This window comes from Sphingobacterium thalpophilum, assembly GCF_901482695.1.
Classification (GTDB): domain Bacteria; phylum Bacteroidota; class Bacteroidia; order Sphingobacteriales; family Sphingobacteriaceae; genus Sphingobacterium; species Sphingobacterium thalpophilum.
In genome coordinates, this window is the sequence record NZ_LR590484.1 from 2,613,211 (window position 1) to 2,629,052 (window position 15,842).

Consider the following 15,842-nt stretch of genomic DNA (forward strand, 5'->3'; position numbering starts at 1 on the left):
TTGAAAAAAAATAAGGGGATGAAAAATATAGTATCAATGGCGTTCTTGTCATGTGTCATGTTGACAAGCTGCGGCAACAAATGGCTGGAGACGGCGCAGCCAAGCACGTCAACTGAAAGCTCAGAGGCGATCAAATCGCCTAGTCAGGCCAGCTATGCAATAAATGGTATCTATGATATCATGCGTGGATATGAATATTATGGAGCGCGGATGACCTATTATGGCGATGTTACAGGAGAGGATATGCTTGCCAATGGCGATACAAAGCGGGCGGCGAGCTATTATCTTTTCGAGTTCAATAAGGATAATACACCGTCCTCGCTTTGGTACCAGCCCTATCGTGTCATCCGTAATGCAAATAGTGTACTTGCCTATACCAATAGCGTGCCAGCATCTGAGATGACCGATATGCTCAGAGACATCAAGGGGCAGGCTTTGACTATGCGTGCCATGGCACATTTTGACCTGGTGAAGGTGTTTGGAACTCCCTACTCGGTTGATCAGGGAGCGTCTTTGGGTGTGCCGATTGAGACGGAGAAACATGAGTTTGCAAGCAAACCATCCAGAAATACAGTTAAAGAAGTGTTTGCCCAGGTGATTGCAGATCTTCGAGCTGCTGACAGCCTATTGAGCAGTGCAAAAAACGATGGAAAGCTCAACCGTTTTGCGGCCCAACAGCTGTTGGCACGAGCCTATTTATACACCGGTGACGATGTAAAAGCATTTTCAACCGCTACTACATTGATCAAGAACGCCGAAAGTGCGGGCAGTTCAAAAAAAGGACAATATCAGCTGTGGAAAAATGAAGAATATGGAACGGTATGGTCCAAAGACTTTACAAGTGAAATCCTGTTTCAGCTTTCGGTATCAAAAGTAGAAAATGGACCTGGAAAAGAGGGGATAGGAAACTTATTGTGGCGTTCGGGGTACAACGATATCATTCTTTCGGACGATTATATGAACCTGCTCAACGCGGATCCGAAGGACGTGCGGCTTCAGACTATCATGAAATACACCAGTAAGCAAGTGGATTATTACTATCTGAACAAATATCCCGGCAACGCCGCTGAGAATGAAAATCCAGAGTTTGCGGATATTCCGATCCTTCGCCTTTCAGAAGCTTACTTGATCGCGGCAGAAGCCGCAGTGAAGCTGGGGGACAACAATAGTGCGCTCCATTACCTAAATGCGATTGTCAGCAGGGCTAATCCGGAGCAGACATTGAGCGGGGCTGTCAATTTGGATCGGGTAATGGAGGAACGCCGCCGTGAGCTGGTTGGAGAGGGACACCGGTTGTTTGATGCTATGCGCAATAATCTACGGATAGAACGCAAAGGAAAAGCACATGTGTCGCCATTATTGCGGCCAGAAACAAAGTCTTTTGACCGTACGTACTTCAAAACGGTGATGGCCATTCCAAGAAGAGAAATTGACGTCAATCCAAACATTGTGCAGAATGCAGGTTATTAATACGATGGTTAACAGATCAATAAATATTTCTGGTTATTTGAGCACTGATCCGTTTAGGATCAGTGCTCTATACCCTTTACTTTTCATACTGTTGTCTTTTCAGCCGTGGAATCTGCGGGCACAGTTCCAGTTGGGGCGGCATGACGGCCCCTATTTTTTCTATGAGAACGGCAAGACAGAGTGGATATGTGTTGCAGACGGAATCATAAAACGGGATACAACGGTGGGAACCTTTTCTGTCTCTACAGAAGATGGCAGACATCGGTTTACTGTTTCTCGCCACCCGCTTGTTTCCCCGGCGCCGGCTACCTACCGTCGCAGTGACAAGCTAATGGTACTATCGGATCCACATGGCGATTTTGAATCATTTCACTCCATACTAAAGTCACAGCAGGTAATCGGATCGAATTATGAATGGACGTTTGGAAAAAATCATCTGGTGATTATAGGCGATGTATTCGACCGCGGTCAAGATGTGCTGCCCATTTTTTGGCTGATCTATAAGCTGGAAGATGAAGCAGCCAAAGCTGGTGGAAGGGTTTATTTCCTGCTGGGCAATCATGAGGAAATGTTGCTGCGTGGCAACTATAAATATACCCAGGGCAAATATATGACCCTAGCGGATAACATAGGAAGAAAGTATCGTGACTTCTGGGCGTCGAATACGGAATTGGGACAATGGCTGCAATCAAAAAACACGATTGAAAAAGTAGGAAAGTATCTCTTTGTGCATGCGGGGTTGAGTGCCGCCATGTTGAATCCAAAGTGGACGATTGACGCTATCAATGACTCGGTACGTCATCATTTGTTCCGGACGAAGGCCGAGCGGCAGCGCTCAGCCGCTGCCGAATTTCTGTTTGGCAGCGAAGGCCCATTGTGGTACCGAGGTATGGTGAAACAGGAAGAAAAATATCAGCCTCTGAGTGCGACGGACCTGAAGAAAATTCTGAAGAAGTATGCTGTCGAACGGATATTCGTAGGACATACCATCTTCGATGAAGTGAGCAGTTTTTATGAAGGGAAAGTATACGGAGTAAATGTCCGTAATGAAGCCAACCGATTGAAAGGAAGCAGCCGGGGGCTGCTGATTGCAGACGGCAAGTTGATACTGGTTTATGATGATGCGACGAAGAATAAAGTCATCAATAAATAGTATACACACACTTTGATAGGTAAAAGAGAAACTATATCTTCGTAAGAGATCAATTTTAATGTTACTTAACTAGAGATGAAAATTTCACAGATCTTAGCCAAACAAAGTGAGACCAAGGTTACCCAAGCTAAAAAGCTCGCGTTTCGGGAATTGGAAGAATTTGAGCGCAAAGGAAATTTCGTGGCTTACGTAGATGAAGGGACAGAATCTTACGATGTCAATATACAGCTGGATAAAGATATCATCGTCGGGCACTCCTGTGACTGCGGGCCCCGGGAGACTTATTGCATTCATCAGATAGCCATACTGATTGAACTTTCGGCAAATAGAAAGGAAAGTTCTAATTCAAACAAAGCTTCAAAAAGCTCCCAAAGAAAGAAGGTAAAAGAAAGTGAACAACTGTTATTAAGTGTCGAACAAGAGTCGCTGACTTCCTGGCTTCTGGAACTTTTCAAGACCAACAAAGATATTGAGTTACAGTTTCTGTTGAAATTCGGAAAAGATAAGCAGGAGTATCAAGAGAAAGATGTCGTTAAAATTTTAAGAGACGCCGTTGTGTCCGTGATCGGAAAGCGTAGGAAAGTAGAAGCATCCGAGGTTAAGAAGATCGTCCAGCTATGGGAAAAATCACTCATACCCTTTTGGGACTATTTAGCATTGAATATTGGAAATGAGAAAGTTATTGACCTTTTTTCAGCTGTGTACAATGGCGTTACTTCTATCGAATATCAAACCCTCTACACTGGAACACGTTTTAAAAAATTTATAGAGATCAGCAATACCAAGATTGCTATGTTTGTTGCCCAAATTGAATCTGACATCCAATGGGTAAAATTGACGGATGCTTATTGGAGCAAAATGTGGACGTTGGGTAATGAGCAGGGAGGGATGCTGGACTTACTTGTCCTGATGTATCAAAGTTCCAGTCCGGATCGCAAGCGTTTACTGAGTGTGAAAATAGAACATCTGCTCAAAGAAAATTTAAGGGAGGGTTATCATATGTCTCTACCCGTGGATGAGTTTTTTCTCGATGTGCTCATTGAGAATGATACGTTTGAAGCAAATATGGATTATTTTTTTCTCAGACATTGGGAAGCCAAATATAATCTGAAATTAATAGAAGCGGTTAAGCCGCTGGATCCGGAACGTGCCATCGCTTATTGTAATCTGGTCATAGAGTCAAATGCCCGGTCTGAATATAATGATCCATTTTTAGATATATTGGAAGAATTATATACATTGAGCGGTGACTTGAATAAGTTGGCGCAAATCAAAATGTATAAGTTTGGGGTATATCCAAATTTCACCGATTACGAATTTATAGTCGAGAATTCAGAAGACGAGCAAATGAATAAGAAGTTCAGGACGAATACGTTGACTATGCTACGCAACAGCATGAGCTATGATTATGATGCTGGTCAACTGTATTTTGACATACTGAAGCGAGAGAAAAATTACAGCAAAATGCTCGAAGCGATCGATTACCGCGTTGGAGCAAAGCTTTTATTGCATGTGTGGAACGATTTGTATGCATATGACAAGCTTAGATTTTTACGGGCAATGGCCAACTCTTTGCATATTGATTACCGGACAGATCCATCCGATCTTGAGCAGCTGATCCACAAGATTATGAAAAATTATGAAAAAGACGTTATTAAGATATTATTTAAGCCAAGTCCCGGCAGCAACTATCTGCGCAGTTTTAGAGCGATGGTATATAATGAATTAGAAGATAGGTGATTCACTTCGCTGGAATAGCCACATAACTCAAGGGGTTTCAGGTCGGGGTCTATATGCTTAGCGAAGTGTAGGCAGGGATATCCCACTTAATCGTTGAATATAATTGTCAATATATAGTTGCTTGTCCTTTGATTTATATTGTTGGATATAACGCGGATGATCCAAAATAGTCATTTTGCCAAACAGTTTCTGTTCCTGGTTGATCTTCGCTAGAAAGGTACCGTTTTTTTTGCCCAGCACAAATACTTCATCGGTTTCCAGTCCCATTTGAATATGTTGTTGTAAGGAGGCCTGCATAAAAGGCTTTACCATTTCAAAGAGTTTTCTATCGTCGTAGTAATTCGCGTTGATCCAATTGTCCGCTTGGGTATGTCTGACGATCGCCAGCGGGAAGGGGGAATTGATGTAAAATTGCTTGTAGAATACTTCGGGACCGCCATAGGCCTCAATCATATCGTACATGAATACAGACGACACTTCGTGGGTATGCGCTGAGTGCATTTTTATGCCACAGGAACTATAGAGCCTTTTGGTATCGGTGAAAGGTACCCCAGTTACGCCTGCGCCGTGTCTGCTGGGGTTAATGCCGATGATAAATTTACGCTTAACCGTGTCGTTATAGTATTTTTTGTAAAATTGCTCCATGACGGTTAACGTTTCCGGATTGTCCAGATAGGGATTGATGACATTAAAATCTGGAGGAAGATCCCCTTTATAATGGAGCTGTTTGTTAAATGAAATTACTTTTTCGCCAAATGTCATAGTGTATCCTTTATAGGCAATATAAGGCTTTTAGATGGGAATCAAGAATCCTGCCCGAGGAAATTGTAAAGCTTGTAATTATGCGGTTAGTGAGCTTTAATAAACCTTAATCAAAAAATTGTTTCAGTTGGCTGAATATAGTAAATTCAGTCAGGAGGGAAGTCAGATGTATTATATCTTCATATCATAGACAGCATTTAGCCGTGGTGAGAACGACATGAGTCCGTGTTGAGTCCGTGTTGGGTCCGAGTCAGACTCGGATAGAAGGCGGTAGCACAGCTGTAACGGGACGCTCTTATTCTACTATAAGTACGAATGAACCCAGAGGATGACCAGAACTATCTTTGCACCGTGACTGAATAGTGTTTACCGTACACGGACTAGGTAGTAGATGCTATAGTCATGACAGATTATTTGAGCGGCTTATAATCGAATATAATTCTTGGTATAATATGGATTTCCTGTTGATTTGTGTTGTTGAGCATGTAAGTGTTCTAAAATACCCTAGTTAGCGATTAGGCTCCTTTTGTCCGAAATCAAAGGCGAACATCGGATAGAGTGAATTAGCGATTGGAAATAAAAAAGGACGTCATGCAACGTCCTTCTTTATCCAGATACAAGGCCTTATTAGTGACCTTGGGTACCGTCTGCTCCATGGGAATGTCCATGGGATAATTCTTCCTCAGTAGCGGGACGTACCGTTAAGATTTCGATATCGAAGTTTAACGTTTTGCCTGCCATGGGGTGGTTTAAGTCTGCAACTACAACTTCCGGAGTTACTTCTGCAACGACAGCACGGAATTGATTTCCTTGGTTGTCCTGTAGAGGTAAAACTTCACCTACTGGCGGTAAACCTGTCTCTTTAAACATATCTACTGGAAGCTGCGCATATGCTCTGTCGTCTTTTTGACCGTATGCATCTTCTGGAGCCAATTCAAAGGAGATTTTATCACCAACGTTTAAATCTGCGATGTTTTCTTCAAATTTAGGTAACATCATACCTACACCATATAAGAAGTCCAAAGGTTGTTCTGCAGTTGTTTCTTCAACAAAAACCTTTTCACCATTTTCTACTGTGTGAAGTCTGTACGTCAATGCTACGACGTCGTTTGCTTTTATAGCCATCTGATTCTGATTTTTGGTCGTCCGGAGACCACCGTTTATTAAATATGATTTATTAACGCATTTATGGAATCCTGCGGAAGACTGCAGGTCTTATTTTTGCAAAGATATGCTTTTGTCTCCTTTCCGATTCTATTTTCCAGCAGTGGAAGGTTTTCTTCCGTACCGCCTAACACAAGTTTATTGGGGATGTAATGCTGATCCAGTTCCTTACGGAATAGCTCCGCTCGTTCACCGGTCAATGCGATTTCATTGATCCCATATATTTCTTCTAGCAATAATATTGCCCAATTTGAATAGGCCGAGCCATAAGTTTTGATTTGTGGAAACACATTGGCCAACAGCTGATCCGCTATGGCCGTATAATTCTCGTCATCAAAAAGGAGCCCGAGGCGCTTTAGTTGACGTCCCATGGTCGAGGAGGATGAGGGGATGACGTTATCCATAATCTCGCTTTTGCGGGCTATAAGTTCTTCGGCTTCTGAAGATGTATAATAAAATGTTTTTTGTTCAGCATCAAAAAAGAGGTCGATTGCTTTATCCGCCAGCTCTCGGGCAATGTGGAGCCATTGCTGATCAAATGTGGCCTCATAGAGCGCAATGAAAGATTCTATCGTGAACGCATAGTCGTCCAGGAATCCGTTTATCGCACGATTCTCGTCTTTCGGCTGATGTAATATGGTATGATCATCTTGGATGAGCTCAGTACAGATAAACGTTGCATTATGGAGGGCGAGGTCTAGAAAGCGGTTGTTGTCCAGGGTACGGTAGGCGTCTACCAGCCCTTTTAACATTAGCGCATTCCAGGTGGTCAATTGCTTATGGTCAAGTCCGGGTCGTACGCGCTGTTCGCGATAATCAAATAATTTTTTCTTCGATTTTTTTAGAAACTCTGCCCATTCGTCACCTGACATGTTGACTTTAGCAGCAAGCTGGTCTGCATTAATGGCGCATATGGGTACATTGATTTCTTCTTCCACCCAGTTGCCCTCTTCAGTAATATTGAAATATTGACAAAACAGGGGTGCATCTTCTCCTAGTACGTCGTCAAACTCAGCTTTTGCAAATGAATAGTATTTTCCCTCCACACCCTCGCTATCGGCATCTAATGCGCTGTAAAAACCATGGTTGGGTGCAAGCATTTCGCGTTCGGCCCAAGCTATGGTTTCCTCCATGATTCTCTTATAGAACGGATCCTTGTTTTGCTGATAAGCTTCAGCATACAAGGACAGTAGCTGTCCATTGTCGTAAAGCATCTTTTCGAAATGGGGGATATGCCAGTAATGATCTACGGAATAGCGGGCAAAGCCTCCGCCAATCTGGTCGTAGATGCCGCCAGAGCCCATTTTTTTTAAGGTGAAATGGACGTGGTCCAAAATAGACTGATCGTCGGTTAGTGAAGCATATTTTAAAAAGAAGGACCAATTGTTGGGCAGGGGAAATTTCGGAGCTCTTTTATACCCGCCTTCTTTTTTATCAAAGGTTTGCACCCATGGCTTCACGATGTCGTCAAGGTCCGTCTCAGTGTATTGATCGGGGATAGGCTGAATAGGTAGTTTCTCTGCCCGTTGGATACCGTTTTCCAGTTTGTTTGCATAATCGAGCGCAACCTCAGGTTTCTCTTCCCACATCTGCGCAATCTGCAGCAGGATGTTTTGCCAGTCATGCGGTTTAAAATAGGTGCCACCGTATATCGGCCGGCCATCGGGCAGGCAGATGCAATTGAGTGGCCATCCGCCGGCGTTGGTCATCAGCTGTACCGCGAGCATATATACCTGATCGATATCAGGTCTTTCTTCGCGGTCTATTTTGATCGGCACAAAAAAAGTATTCATGGTCTGGGCGATGGCCGTATTTTCAAAGCTCTCACGTTCCATCACATGACACCAGTGGCAAGCAGAGTAGCCGATGCTAACTATGATAAGTTTATTTTCATCTTTTGCCTTTTTCAGGGCTTCCGCTCCCCACGGCATCCAATCCACCGGATTGTGTGCATGCTGCTTAAGGTAAGGGGAATTTTCAAACTGGAGTTGATTCGCCATAAGACGAAGTTAGTGAAAAGCCTTCATAATGGAAGCTTAAATCTATTTTTAATATTTTGGTTCGGCGACTGCCCATCATCGCAATGGAGGCTGTTCCGCTTTCCCAGATAGCGATAAGTATAGAATAAATGTTTTTTATTTCTGTAAAAAGCATGATTGAAATCAACTATACTGTGGCGTTTTTCTTCTAATTGCGTTAATTAGAGTATTAAGAGATTCTGGGAGGCGTAAATTAGATTGATGGCGTAAAACTCCAATGAATTTTGATTACTTTTACACACAATTATATTAGCTTTATTGATACCGATGTCAAACGATGCTGACCTGCTCAAAAAGATAGCTGAAAAAGACAGAAATGCTTTTGAAGTTATTTATAAAGGCTATTTCCGTAGGCTATATGCATTATCTATTCGGTATGTGAGGATAGAGTCGGTCGCTGAAGAGCTGACAAACGATGTATTTATGATGCTCTGGGAAAATAGCAGGAAGCTACATATAAACCAATCACTAGGGGCATACCTCTCCCGTAGCGTGATCAATCTGTCGCTTAATTATCTCAAGAAGAATCAGCGTCTTTCGGACCAGAATCATAGTTATATCAAAGAAATCGATTTTTACGAGGATGCGGACGAAACAGATTTCGCTAAATTATATGAATCCAAGCTGCTGCTGATAGAAAGTGTTTTGGAAAGCCTGCCGCCCCAATGCCGTAAAATCATTGTTATGAGTAAGTACCATAAAATGAAACAGCAAGATATCGCAGACCATCTCGGTATTTCTATAAAAACGGTTAAAAATCAGCTGACCATAGCCTATGATAGAATCCGGATGGCTATGGCCAAACAGAAAACCTATTCGTTGATCGGCTTTCTATTTTTTTCATTAGGACTTTTTGTCCAGTTTATTATCTTATAGATATGGAAGAAAGCAATAACGCCAGATTCATTCCGTTCGACTTGATTCAGAAGCAGTTGGAGGGAGTTATTTCCGAGCAGGAAAGGATATTGCTCGGGTGCTGGATTGCTGAAGATTTGGAGAATGAGAAGTGCTACGATGAGATTATAGCGGTTTCTACCGACCTAAGCGTTCTGGAACATTACAAAAACGTTGATGTCAATCACCAATGGGACCGGTTTAATCCAAAGTTGGATGAGGTGGAGGATGCGTGGGCCGAACAACAACCTTCAGTACGTCGACTGCGGCAGCCCTGGACCATATTTACTGCCGCTGCTGTATTGCTCCTGATCGGGACTACCTGCTACCTGAACTTCGGCCGTTGGATGGGATACGAAGTTCGTCTGTATGGGACAGCAGCCAAAGAACCGTTTCTATTGCCCGATAGTTCGGTAATGATATTGGATCCGGGAAGCGAGGCTATATTCAATAAAAACACATTCTTGCAGCAACGGACAGTGAAATTGCTAAGCGGAAAAGCGCTTTTTGATGTAAGACACCTCAACACCAATTCCTTTGTCGTACAGCTTGAGAACAACTATGTACGGGACATAGGGACTTCCTTTGAAATCGATCTTCGGTCAGGAGATGTCGAGGTGCTGGTCACTTCAGGGACTGTTGCGCTTAGTGACGCAAAAGGCCATAAAGCCAAGGAGCTGATCTTATACAAGAACGAAAAAGGACTGTTTAAGAAAAAAACAGCTATGCTTTCAAAGATCGCGGCGGAGGCATCGGACGCAGGTGGGTTAGCACAGAAGATCAGTTATACCAACGAACGTCTGGAGAATATCTGTAACGATCTGAGCAGACGTTTTCAGATAAATGTCCTAGTAGTCGGCGACAGTCTGAAAGAACGTAAAGTAACCGTGTATTTCGAGGGGCAATCGCTCCATGAAATTGTTCAGATCCTTTCCAAGACCTTGAACCTCAAATGGAAATCCACCAAAATCGGATATAGTATCTACCAGTAGCCGTGCCAGCATTAAGATGAAGGGTATTGTCGTGTATCGTTTTTTCATTTTTTTTAGTCTGCTGATAGGTACGGTTTCGGAATCCGCGGGCCAGGGCAATATCGCTGAAATTTCCGTTTCCGTCGATACGCACAACAAACAGATCATCCAGATTCTGCGGGAAATCCAACGAGACTACGGCCTGTCGATGTCGTATGACGAACAGATCTTTGATAGTAATGTGATTTACGGACGTCTATTTAGAAATGCAAACCTCTCTGATTTGCTCAATTATTTATTGGCGGGAACCAAGGTAAGGTATACCTTCGTGAATAGAGCACTGATTTTTTATGCCGAAAGCCGACCCTTTACGTTAAAAGGTCGCGTAATCGATAGTTTGAGCGGCGAAAGCCTGATTGGTGCCAGTTTACTGATTGCCGGAAAAAATAGTAGTACGCTGACGAACAATTATGGATTTTATTCATTGACTTTACCATTGAATACTTACGATGCTGTCGTGACTTATCTGGGGTATTGTCCAAAACGTATTCGCGTTGTCCCAGAAATGGAAAACGATTATCTTGTCATCAAACTGGCTCCGCAGGATATGAACTTAAAAGAAGTTGTCGTCGATGGGGACTCCATCATTGGCCAGAAGCAACAGCAGGGGTTGAGTGAGAGAATTAACTGGGCCAGAGCACGAAACGCTTCTTTTTATAAGGGGGAAGCGGATATTATCAAGGCGCTTCAGATGCAGAACGGTATCAACGGGCTGACGGAGGGTGGAAGCAATCTTTTCGTCCGGGGTGCTGGCAAAGATCAGACCCTGATGCTGCTCGATGAAGCAGTAGTATACAATCCTTCACACTTCTTTGGCCTGACCTCGGTATTCAACTCGGATATTCTAAAGCATACTCAGTTTTATAAAGATGCGATTCCTGCAAATTATGGAGGACGTCTTTCCGCTATTATGGAAATGAGCACACGGGACGGTGATGTGCAGACGACACGTTTCTTTGGTGGGGCAAGTCTTCTGGTGGCACGTCTTGGAGCTGAGGGCCCGTTTATCAGACGGGGAAAGGGCTCCTTTTTGGTGACGGCACGGTCCAGTATCTCCAATATGTTTGACACAGAGTATCGTTTATTTCAACTTAAGGGTACTTATAGTGATTACAATGCGAAATTGAACTATACAATCAACGACCGGAATAAAGTTTACCTTTCGGGTTATATCGGACAGGATAAGGTGGTCGGGCTCAATAATAACACTAACCGCTGGGGCAACTGGACATCAACTTTACGCTGGAACTATATTCATAGCCCCCGTCTGTTTATGAATGTCTCAGCGATTCTGAGCAATTACCGGAACAAACTTGATGTGAGTAAGCCCGAATCTTCGGAAAACAGGATATGGTTGACACAGATCAGGGATGTCAGTTTAAAATCTGATTTTAGCTATTACATGGGGAGCGAGCGTACCCTAGATTTCGGGACGCAGGCAACCTTCCATCGTTTTAAACCCGGTGAAATTGAACCTGTGGATATCAGCAATGAGGAAAATATATTTAGAGCCCAGGCTTATGAATATGCTGGATATGCTTCTTTTAACTGGAAAATTGATTCGTCATTACGGATTGTTCTGGGTACACGTATGAATGCATTTTATAGTACCTCTTTTGGCCGCTACTACCTGTTGAACGGTAACCAGCATAAGGTGCCTGCAGAGGATGCAGATAAAAAGAAAGCTTTTTATGGGATAGAGCCGCGCATGACGCTGATGTATAGATTCGGGACCGCTTATAATATTCAGGTCTCATATAATCGCTTGTATCAATATCTTCAGCTTTTGCAGAATGACGAACTGGCCTTTTCCTCCCTCGAGGCCTGGGTTCCTGCCGGACAAAATATACGGCCACAATATGCAGATGCTTTTTCTTTCCGTTTTCATAAACGGATACATAAAGGATATATACGTGTGGACGGGTATTGGAAAAAAATGCACAATCAGGTGGAGCTGATTGATCATGCCCAGCTTATCCTTAACCCATTTATTGAGACGCAGATCAAGCAGGGAAATGGACGTATGTACGGGGTTGAATTTTCCCTGAATAAGAGGGCAGGGGCGGTTGACGGTACCCTATGCTATAGCTGGTCAAGGTCTTTCCGAACAATTCCCGGGATCAACAAAGGACGGGAATATGTTGCCAATGTGGATATTCCACATGTTGTAAAAAGCAGTTTGTCATATGACTTGAATAGTTTCATCCACGTGAATGCTTACTATACGATACATTCAGGAAGACCACTTACATATCCAATGGGTTTTACCGAATATGAAGGTATTGTCGTTCCCATTTATACAAATAGGAATTCGCATCGGATGCCTCTTTTTAGCCGTCTGGATGTCAGCTGTTCATTGGATCTGGAAACGAAGAAACAAAGAGAGAAGGGGCGGCGGAGCACCTTGAATATCGGGGTGTACAACCTGTTCGACCGTCGAAATCCGTTGTACTACAGTTTTTCCGAAGATGACAATGGCACTCCGGTTGTACAGCAGACGTCATTTTCAGGTCTTGTGCCTGCTATAAACTATGCAATTAGATTTTAATGTTATGAGAATATTTGTTCTGTTCGTTTTTTGCTATCTGTTTCTATCCTGCGAAAAGTCTGCGATTGAGGAGGAACAATCTTACGAAATGATAGTTGAGGGAGGCATTAATACGCTGTATAAAGAGCAGTATATTCAATTGAAGCGGCTCAACATATCCTCGAAGGGCAGCAGGACTGAAGGCATCGCCGCGGCTAAGGTGACCGTGTCAAATGGGGCAGCTATTATCGTTTTTGAAGACCTTGGAGATGGCCTTTATAAAGCTGAGCTTCCTAGTGTGAGCGATAGAGCTGACAGCCTCTTCCGATTGAAAATTGAATCGAACGGAAAGGTCTATGAAGCGCAGGACCAGCTGCTGTCCATAGTGCCGATAGAAAAGTCCTTTATTCCGGTCGAAAAGACAGATGCGCATAAAAACTGGCGAGTTAAAGTGTCTACTTATTTATTTGGTATGCGCAGTTCCAACAAATGGCTGATCATGCCACAGAAAGCATTCTCGGACGAAAGTATCACAGTTTTTAAAGCTCCGTATAGTTACAGTTTTAAGTCGGGTGCACCCAATGTGTTGAACAGTTTGCTGGCTTCTTCCTATACATATGAAATGAATAAAAAAGATAGCCTGATCATCACCAAATTTGCAGTTTCGCCCCGTTACGCAAAATTTCTTTACAATCTGTTTCAGGAGACAAAATGGAAAGGTTTACTTTCCGCGGTACCCGCAAATGTACAGGGTAATATTTCGGGCAATGCGCTGGGTTATTTTTACGTGATGAACGGGATCGAGAAAACTGTCCCTATGAAAAATATCAGAAATAGCAAATAGCAGTGTGCCCAAGCAGATAGAAAGCCTTATACGATCTTTGTCCTATAAGGCTTTCTATTCGTGTTACCTAAGGACTTCATTTAATCTTTTTCAAAATTAGAAAAATCTATTAGGACTTTTTCAGGATCCGGTTGTCACTATTACAGGTTGACCTGTCAGTAGCATGTGAATACCGGTTGTTCTTAATTTCTGAATTTTAATCGACGATTTGTACTAGGTCGGCACAGTTGCCGCTAAGCATCTGAAAGGTGAATCCTGTATCAAGTTTAATTTCCGCATAGGATGAGGTCCTTAGATATGCAGCTTTCCGGGTCAGATATTCAACTAGATCCGTTAAGGTCGGATTGTGGCCGACAAGCAACACATTGTTGATGTGTTCCGGAATTGCATTGATGACGGATAATAAATGCTTGTAAGTACATTCATAAATGGACTCTTCGATCTGAATGTCAAATGAAGGGCTGCCGAGTACATCGAGGAATATGCGGGTTGTCTGTAATGCTCTATTAGCGGGAGAACTGATGACAACACAGTTGTCGTCCAAGGTCACCTTGGTAGCCAGTTTGGCAGCTACTTGTTTAGCATGTTGTATTCCTTCGGATGTCAGCGCGCGATCAAAATCACCGATTCCAGGAATGGTTTCGGCTTTGGCATGTCGGATAATATAGAGTTTTCTGCTGTTGTCCATGATTAAAATTTTTGATTCTTATAGTATTTAACGTTGCGTAAGCGTATTTCATTGTGTCGGCCTCGGGCAGCACGCCCGAAACTACATATAAATACAAGTCACAACGTATGATGTTTTAAAATGTATATAATATATGAATAATTTTTGCACCTTGTTCAACTCTATGTATCTTTCGAGGGGACTAGCCATGTACCGTTCGCTTGAAAAACATTCAAGGGACTTCCATCTGTACATATTTGCGTTTGATGATGAATGTTGTGACATTCTGACAAGGCTATCTTTACCCAAAGCAACTATTATTTCCTTATCGGACTTTGAAGACGAACAATTGCTGGCCGTGAAACCGTCGCGTACAGCTGGTGAGTATTGCTGGACCTGTACTCCGTCCGTGATTTTATACAGCATTCAAGAATTTGGTTTATCCAACTGCACATATCTGGATGCAGATGTATTCTTTTATACCGACCCCAGCATGCTTATTGACGCGGCAAATGGGGCTTCGGTCATAATTACTCCCCATAGGTATACGCCGTTATATGAAGACAGTGAGTCTGGCGGCATTTATTGTGTACAATTTGTTTATTTTAAGAACTCATCGGAAGGGATTGCTGTGTTGGAGTGGTGGCGTTCAGCTTGCTTGGAATGGTGTTATAATCGCAGAGAACCCGGTAGATTCGGCGATCAAAAGTATTTGGATGATTGGCCCTCCCGATTTCCCGGAGTTTATGTTTCAGAACATTTGGGCGGGGGGGTAGCTCCATGGAATGTTCAACAATTTGACTTTGATCGTAGAATAGGGCAGATTTGGGGAAGGGAGCTTGTTAGCCAACAGCTATTCCCAGTAGTATTCTATCATTTTCATGGTTTGAAATATGCCGAAAAAACTTCTTTTACACTGGCAGGCGGGTATTCGGTTAGCGAGAATGATATTGAATTTTTATACAAGCCTTATATCAGAGCATTAAGAAGCGCTGGCCGCGAAATAAGGAGTTTATCGCGTACTATTCAGTTTCATGAAATGAACGAAATTCCCCGTATTAGAAAGTCTCTTCGCCGGATGTGTAAGCTTTACTTATTCGGAAAGTTCCGTCATTATTATCACCAATCCTACTTTTTAAGATAATGGCTTACCAGATTGACCTTAAAACCTTCACTGACGACCGTGGACACCTCACAGTGATTGAAAAAGTAATTCCTTTTGACGTGAAGCGGATATTTTATATTTATGGTGTGGACGGATCCACGCGCGGCGGCCATCGGCACCATCAGACTATTCAGGCGGCAATTTGTCTGAAAGGCAGCTGCGCCATTTATAATCAGGATCGCGACAACGAACGTGTTTTTGAATTGAATTCGCCGGACCAGTGTCTGATCCTGGAACCTAAAGACTGGCATCAGATGTTTGATTTTTCGAAGGATGCTATCTTAATGGTCTTAGCTTCCGAGTATTTTGATTCAGGAGATTATATTTACGAACCTTATTTTGTACATGATCGCTTACGAGAACTTACAGCAAGTCAATAAAGAATT

General features: G+C 42.9%; 13 protein-coding genes. 9 read left to right on the forward strand and 4 right to left on the reverse strand.

Annotation, left to right across the window (positions count from 1 at the left end):
- Positions 1-18 precede the first annotated feature (18 nt).
- From FGL37_RS10810 to FGL37_RS10820, 3 genes are all read left to right on the forward strand, one after another.
- Positions 19-1,470 (forward strand): RagB/SusD family nutrient uptake outer membrane protein, encoded by a 1,452-nt coding sequence (locus FGL37_RS10810; RefSeq protein WP_028072093.1) that lies wholly within the window; start codon positions 19-21, stop codon positions 1,468-1,470.
- 4 nt (positions 1,471-1,474) lie between these two features.
- Positions 1,475-2,623 carry a metallophosphoesterase gene (locus FGL37_RS10815; RefSeq protein WP_160169549.1) on the forward strand — a complete coding sequence of 383 codons (1,149 nt, stop codon included), beginning with the start codon at positions 1,475-1,477 and terminating at the stop codon, positions 2,621-2,623.
- 75 nt (positions 2,624-2,698) lie between these two features.
- Positions 2,699-4,363: a hypothetical protein gene (locus FGL37_RS10820; RefSeq protein ID WP_028072095.1), complete on the forward strand. Its 1,665-nt coding sequence runs from the start codon at positions 2,699-2,701 to the stop codon at positions 4,361-4,363.
- 57 nt (positions 4,364-4,420) lie between these two features.
- On the opposite strand, the gene FGL37_RS10825 is transcribed toward FGL37_RS10820, so the two are convergent.
- From FGL37_RS10825 to FGL37_RS10835, 3 genes are all read right to left on the reverse strand, one after another.
- Positions 4,421-5,125: an SMUG2 DNA glycosylase family protein gene (locus tag FGL37_RS10825; protein WP_037534364.1), complete on the reverse strand. Its 705-nt coding sequence runs from the start codon at positions 5,123-5,125 to the stop codon at positions 4,421-4,423.
- 627 nt (positions 5,126-5,752) lie between these two features.
- The gene (locus tag FGL37_RS10830) at positions 5,753-6,250 is read right to left on the reverse strand and encodes an FKBP-type peptidyl-prolyl cis-trans isomerase (RefSeq protein ID WP_028072097.1); all 498 of its coding nucleotides are present in this window, start codon (positions 6,248-6,250) and stop codon (positions 5,753-5,755) included.
- Positions 6,251-6,288: 38 nt separating this feature from the next.
- Positions 6,289-8,289, reverse strand: coding sequence for a thioredoxin domain-containing protein (locus tag FGL37_RS10835; RefSeq protein WP_028072098.1), 2,001 nt, complete (start codon positions 8,287-8,289; stop codon positions 6,289-6,291).
- Between the two features lie 306 nt (positions 8,290-8,595).
- Between FGL37_RS10835 and FGL37_RS10840 the strand changes: the two genes are divergently transcribed.
- Genes FGL37_RS10840 through FGL37_RS10855 form a run of 4 tightly spaced genes read left to right on the forward strand, consistent with a single transcriptional unit; the run spans position 8,596 to position 13,624 of the window.
- Positions 8,596-9,204: an RNA polymerase sigma factor gene (locus FGL37_RS10840; protein ID WP_028072099.1), complete on the forward strand. Its 609-nt coding sequence runs from the start codon at positions 8,596-8,598 to the stop codon at positions 9,202-9,204.
- 2 nt (positions 9,205-9,206) lie between these two features.
- Positions 9,207-10,214, forward strand: a complete 1,008-nt coding sequence (locus tag FGL37_RS10845; protein WP_028072100.1) for a FecR family protein — start codon at positions 9,207-9,209, stop codon at positions 10,212-10,214.
- A 16-nt stretch (positions 10,215-10,230) separates the two neighbouring features.
- Positions 10,231-12,801 carry a carboxypeptidase-like regulatory domain-containing protein gene (locus tag FGL37_RS10850; protein ID WP_028072101.1) on the forward strand — a complete coding sequence of 857 codons (2,571 nt, stop codon included), beginning with the start codon at positions 10,231-10,233 and terminating at the stop codon, positions 12,799-12,801.
- Positions 12,802-12,805: 4 nt separating this feature from the next.
- Complete coding sequence (locus FGL37_RS10855) at positions 12,806-13,624, forward strand: DUF4249 family protein (RefSeq protein WP_138096785.1); 819 nt, start codon at positions 12,806-12,808, stop codon at positions 13,622-13,624.
- A gap of 196 nt (positions 13,625-13,820) precedes the next feature.
- Here the strand turns inward: FGL37_RS10855 and FGL37_RS10860 are convergent, their stop codons facing one another.
- Entirely contained in the window at positions 13,821-14,312 is a 492-nt protein-coding gene (locus tag FGL37_RS10860; RefSeq protein ID WP_037534367.1) for a SixA phosphatase family protein, read from the reverse strand.
- Positions 14,313-14,445: 133 nt separating this feature from the next.
- On the opposite strand from FGL37_RS10860, the gene FGL37_RS10865 reads away from it, so the two are divergent.
- Complete coding sequence (locus FGL37_RS10865) at positions 14,446-15,435, forward strand: hypothetical protein (protein WP_037534370.1); 990 nt, start codon at positions 14,446-14,448, stop codon at positions 15,433-15,435.
- Positions 15,435-15,836, forward strand: a complete 402-nt coding sequence (locus tag FGL37_RS10870; protein WP_028072104.1) for a sugar 3,4-ketoisomerase — start codon at positions 15,435-15,437, stop codon at positions 15,834-15,836. Before FGL37_RS10865 ends, FGL37_RS10870 begins: the two co-directional genes overlap by 1 nt.
- The last annotated feature ends 6 nt before the right edge of the window (positions 15,837-15,842 follow it).

Excerpts from the sequence above, each read along its gene's own strand:
- FGL37_RS10810 (WP_028072093.1), top strand. The coding sequence starts at position 19 with ATGAAAAATATAGTATCAATGGCGTTCTTGTCATGTGTCATGTTGACA.
- FGL37_RS10815 (WP_160169549.1), top strand. The coding sequence starts at position 1,475 with ATGGTTAACAGATCAATAAATATTTCTGGTTATTTGAGCACTGATCCG.
- FGL37_RS10820 (WP_028072095.1), top strand. The coding sequence starts at position 2,699 with ATGAAAATTTCACAGATCTTAGCCAAACAAAGTGAGACCAAGGTTACC.
- FGL37_RS10825 (WP_037534364.1), bottom strand. The coding sequence starts at position 5,125 with ATGACATTTGGCGAAAAAGTAATTTCATTTAACAAACAGCTCCATTAT.
- FGL37_RS10830 (WP_028072097.1), bottom strand. The coding sequence starts at position 6,250 with ATGGCTATAAAAGCAAACGACGTCGTAGCATTGACGTACAGACTTCAC.
- FGL37_RS10835 (WP_028072098.1), bottom strand. The coding sequence starts at position 8,289 with ATGGCGAATCAACTCCAGTTTGAAAATTCCCCTTACCTTAAGCAGCAT.
- FGL37_RS10840 (WP_028072099.1), top strand. The coding sequence starts at position 8,596 with ATGTCAAACGATGCTGACCTGCTCAAAAAGATAGCTGAAAAAGACAGA.
- FGL37_RS10845 (WP_028072100.1), top strand. The coding sequence starts at position 9,207 with ATGGAAGAAAGCAATAACGCCAGATTCATTCCGTTCGACTTGATTCAG.
- FGL37_RS10850 (WP_028072101.1), top strand. The coding sequence starts at position 10,231 with ATGAAGGGTATTGTCGTGTATCGTTTTTTCATTTTTTTTAGTCTGCTG.
- FGL37_RS10855 (WP_138096785.1), top strand. The coding sequence starts at position 12,806 with ATGAGAATATTTGTTCTGTTCGTTTTTTGCTATCTGTTTCTATCCTGC.
- FGL37_RS10860 (WP_037534367.1), bottom strand. The coding sequence starts at position 14,312 with ATGGACAACAGCAGAAAACTCTATATTATCCGACATGCCAAAGCCGAA.
- FGL37_RS10865 (WP_037534370.1), top strand. The coding sequence starts at position 14,446 with ATGAATAATTTTTGCACCTTGTTCAACTCTATGTATCTTTCGAGGGGA.
- FGL37_RS10870 (WP_028072104.1), top strand. The coding sequence starts at position 15,435 with ATGGCTTACCAGATTGACCTTAAAACCTTCACTGACGACCGTGGACAC.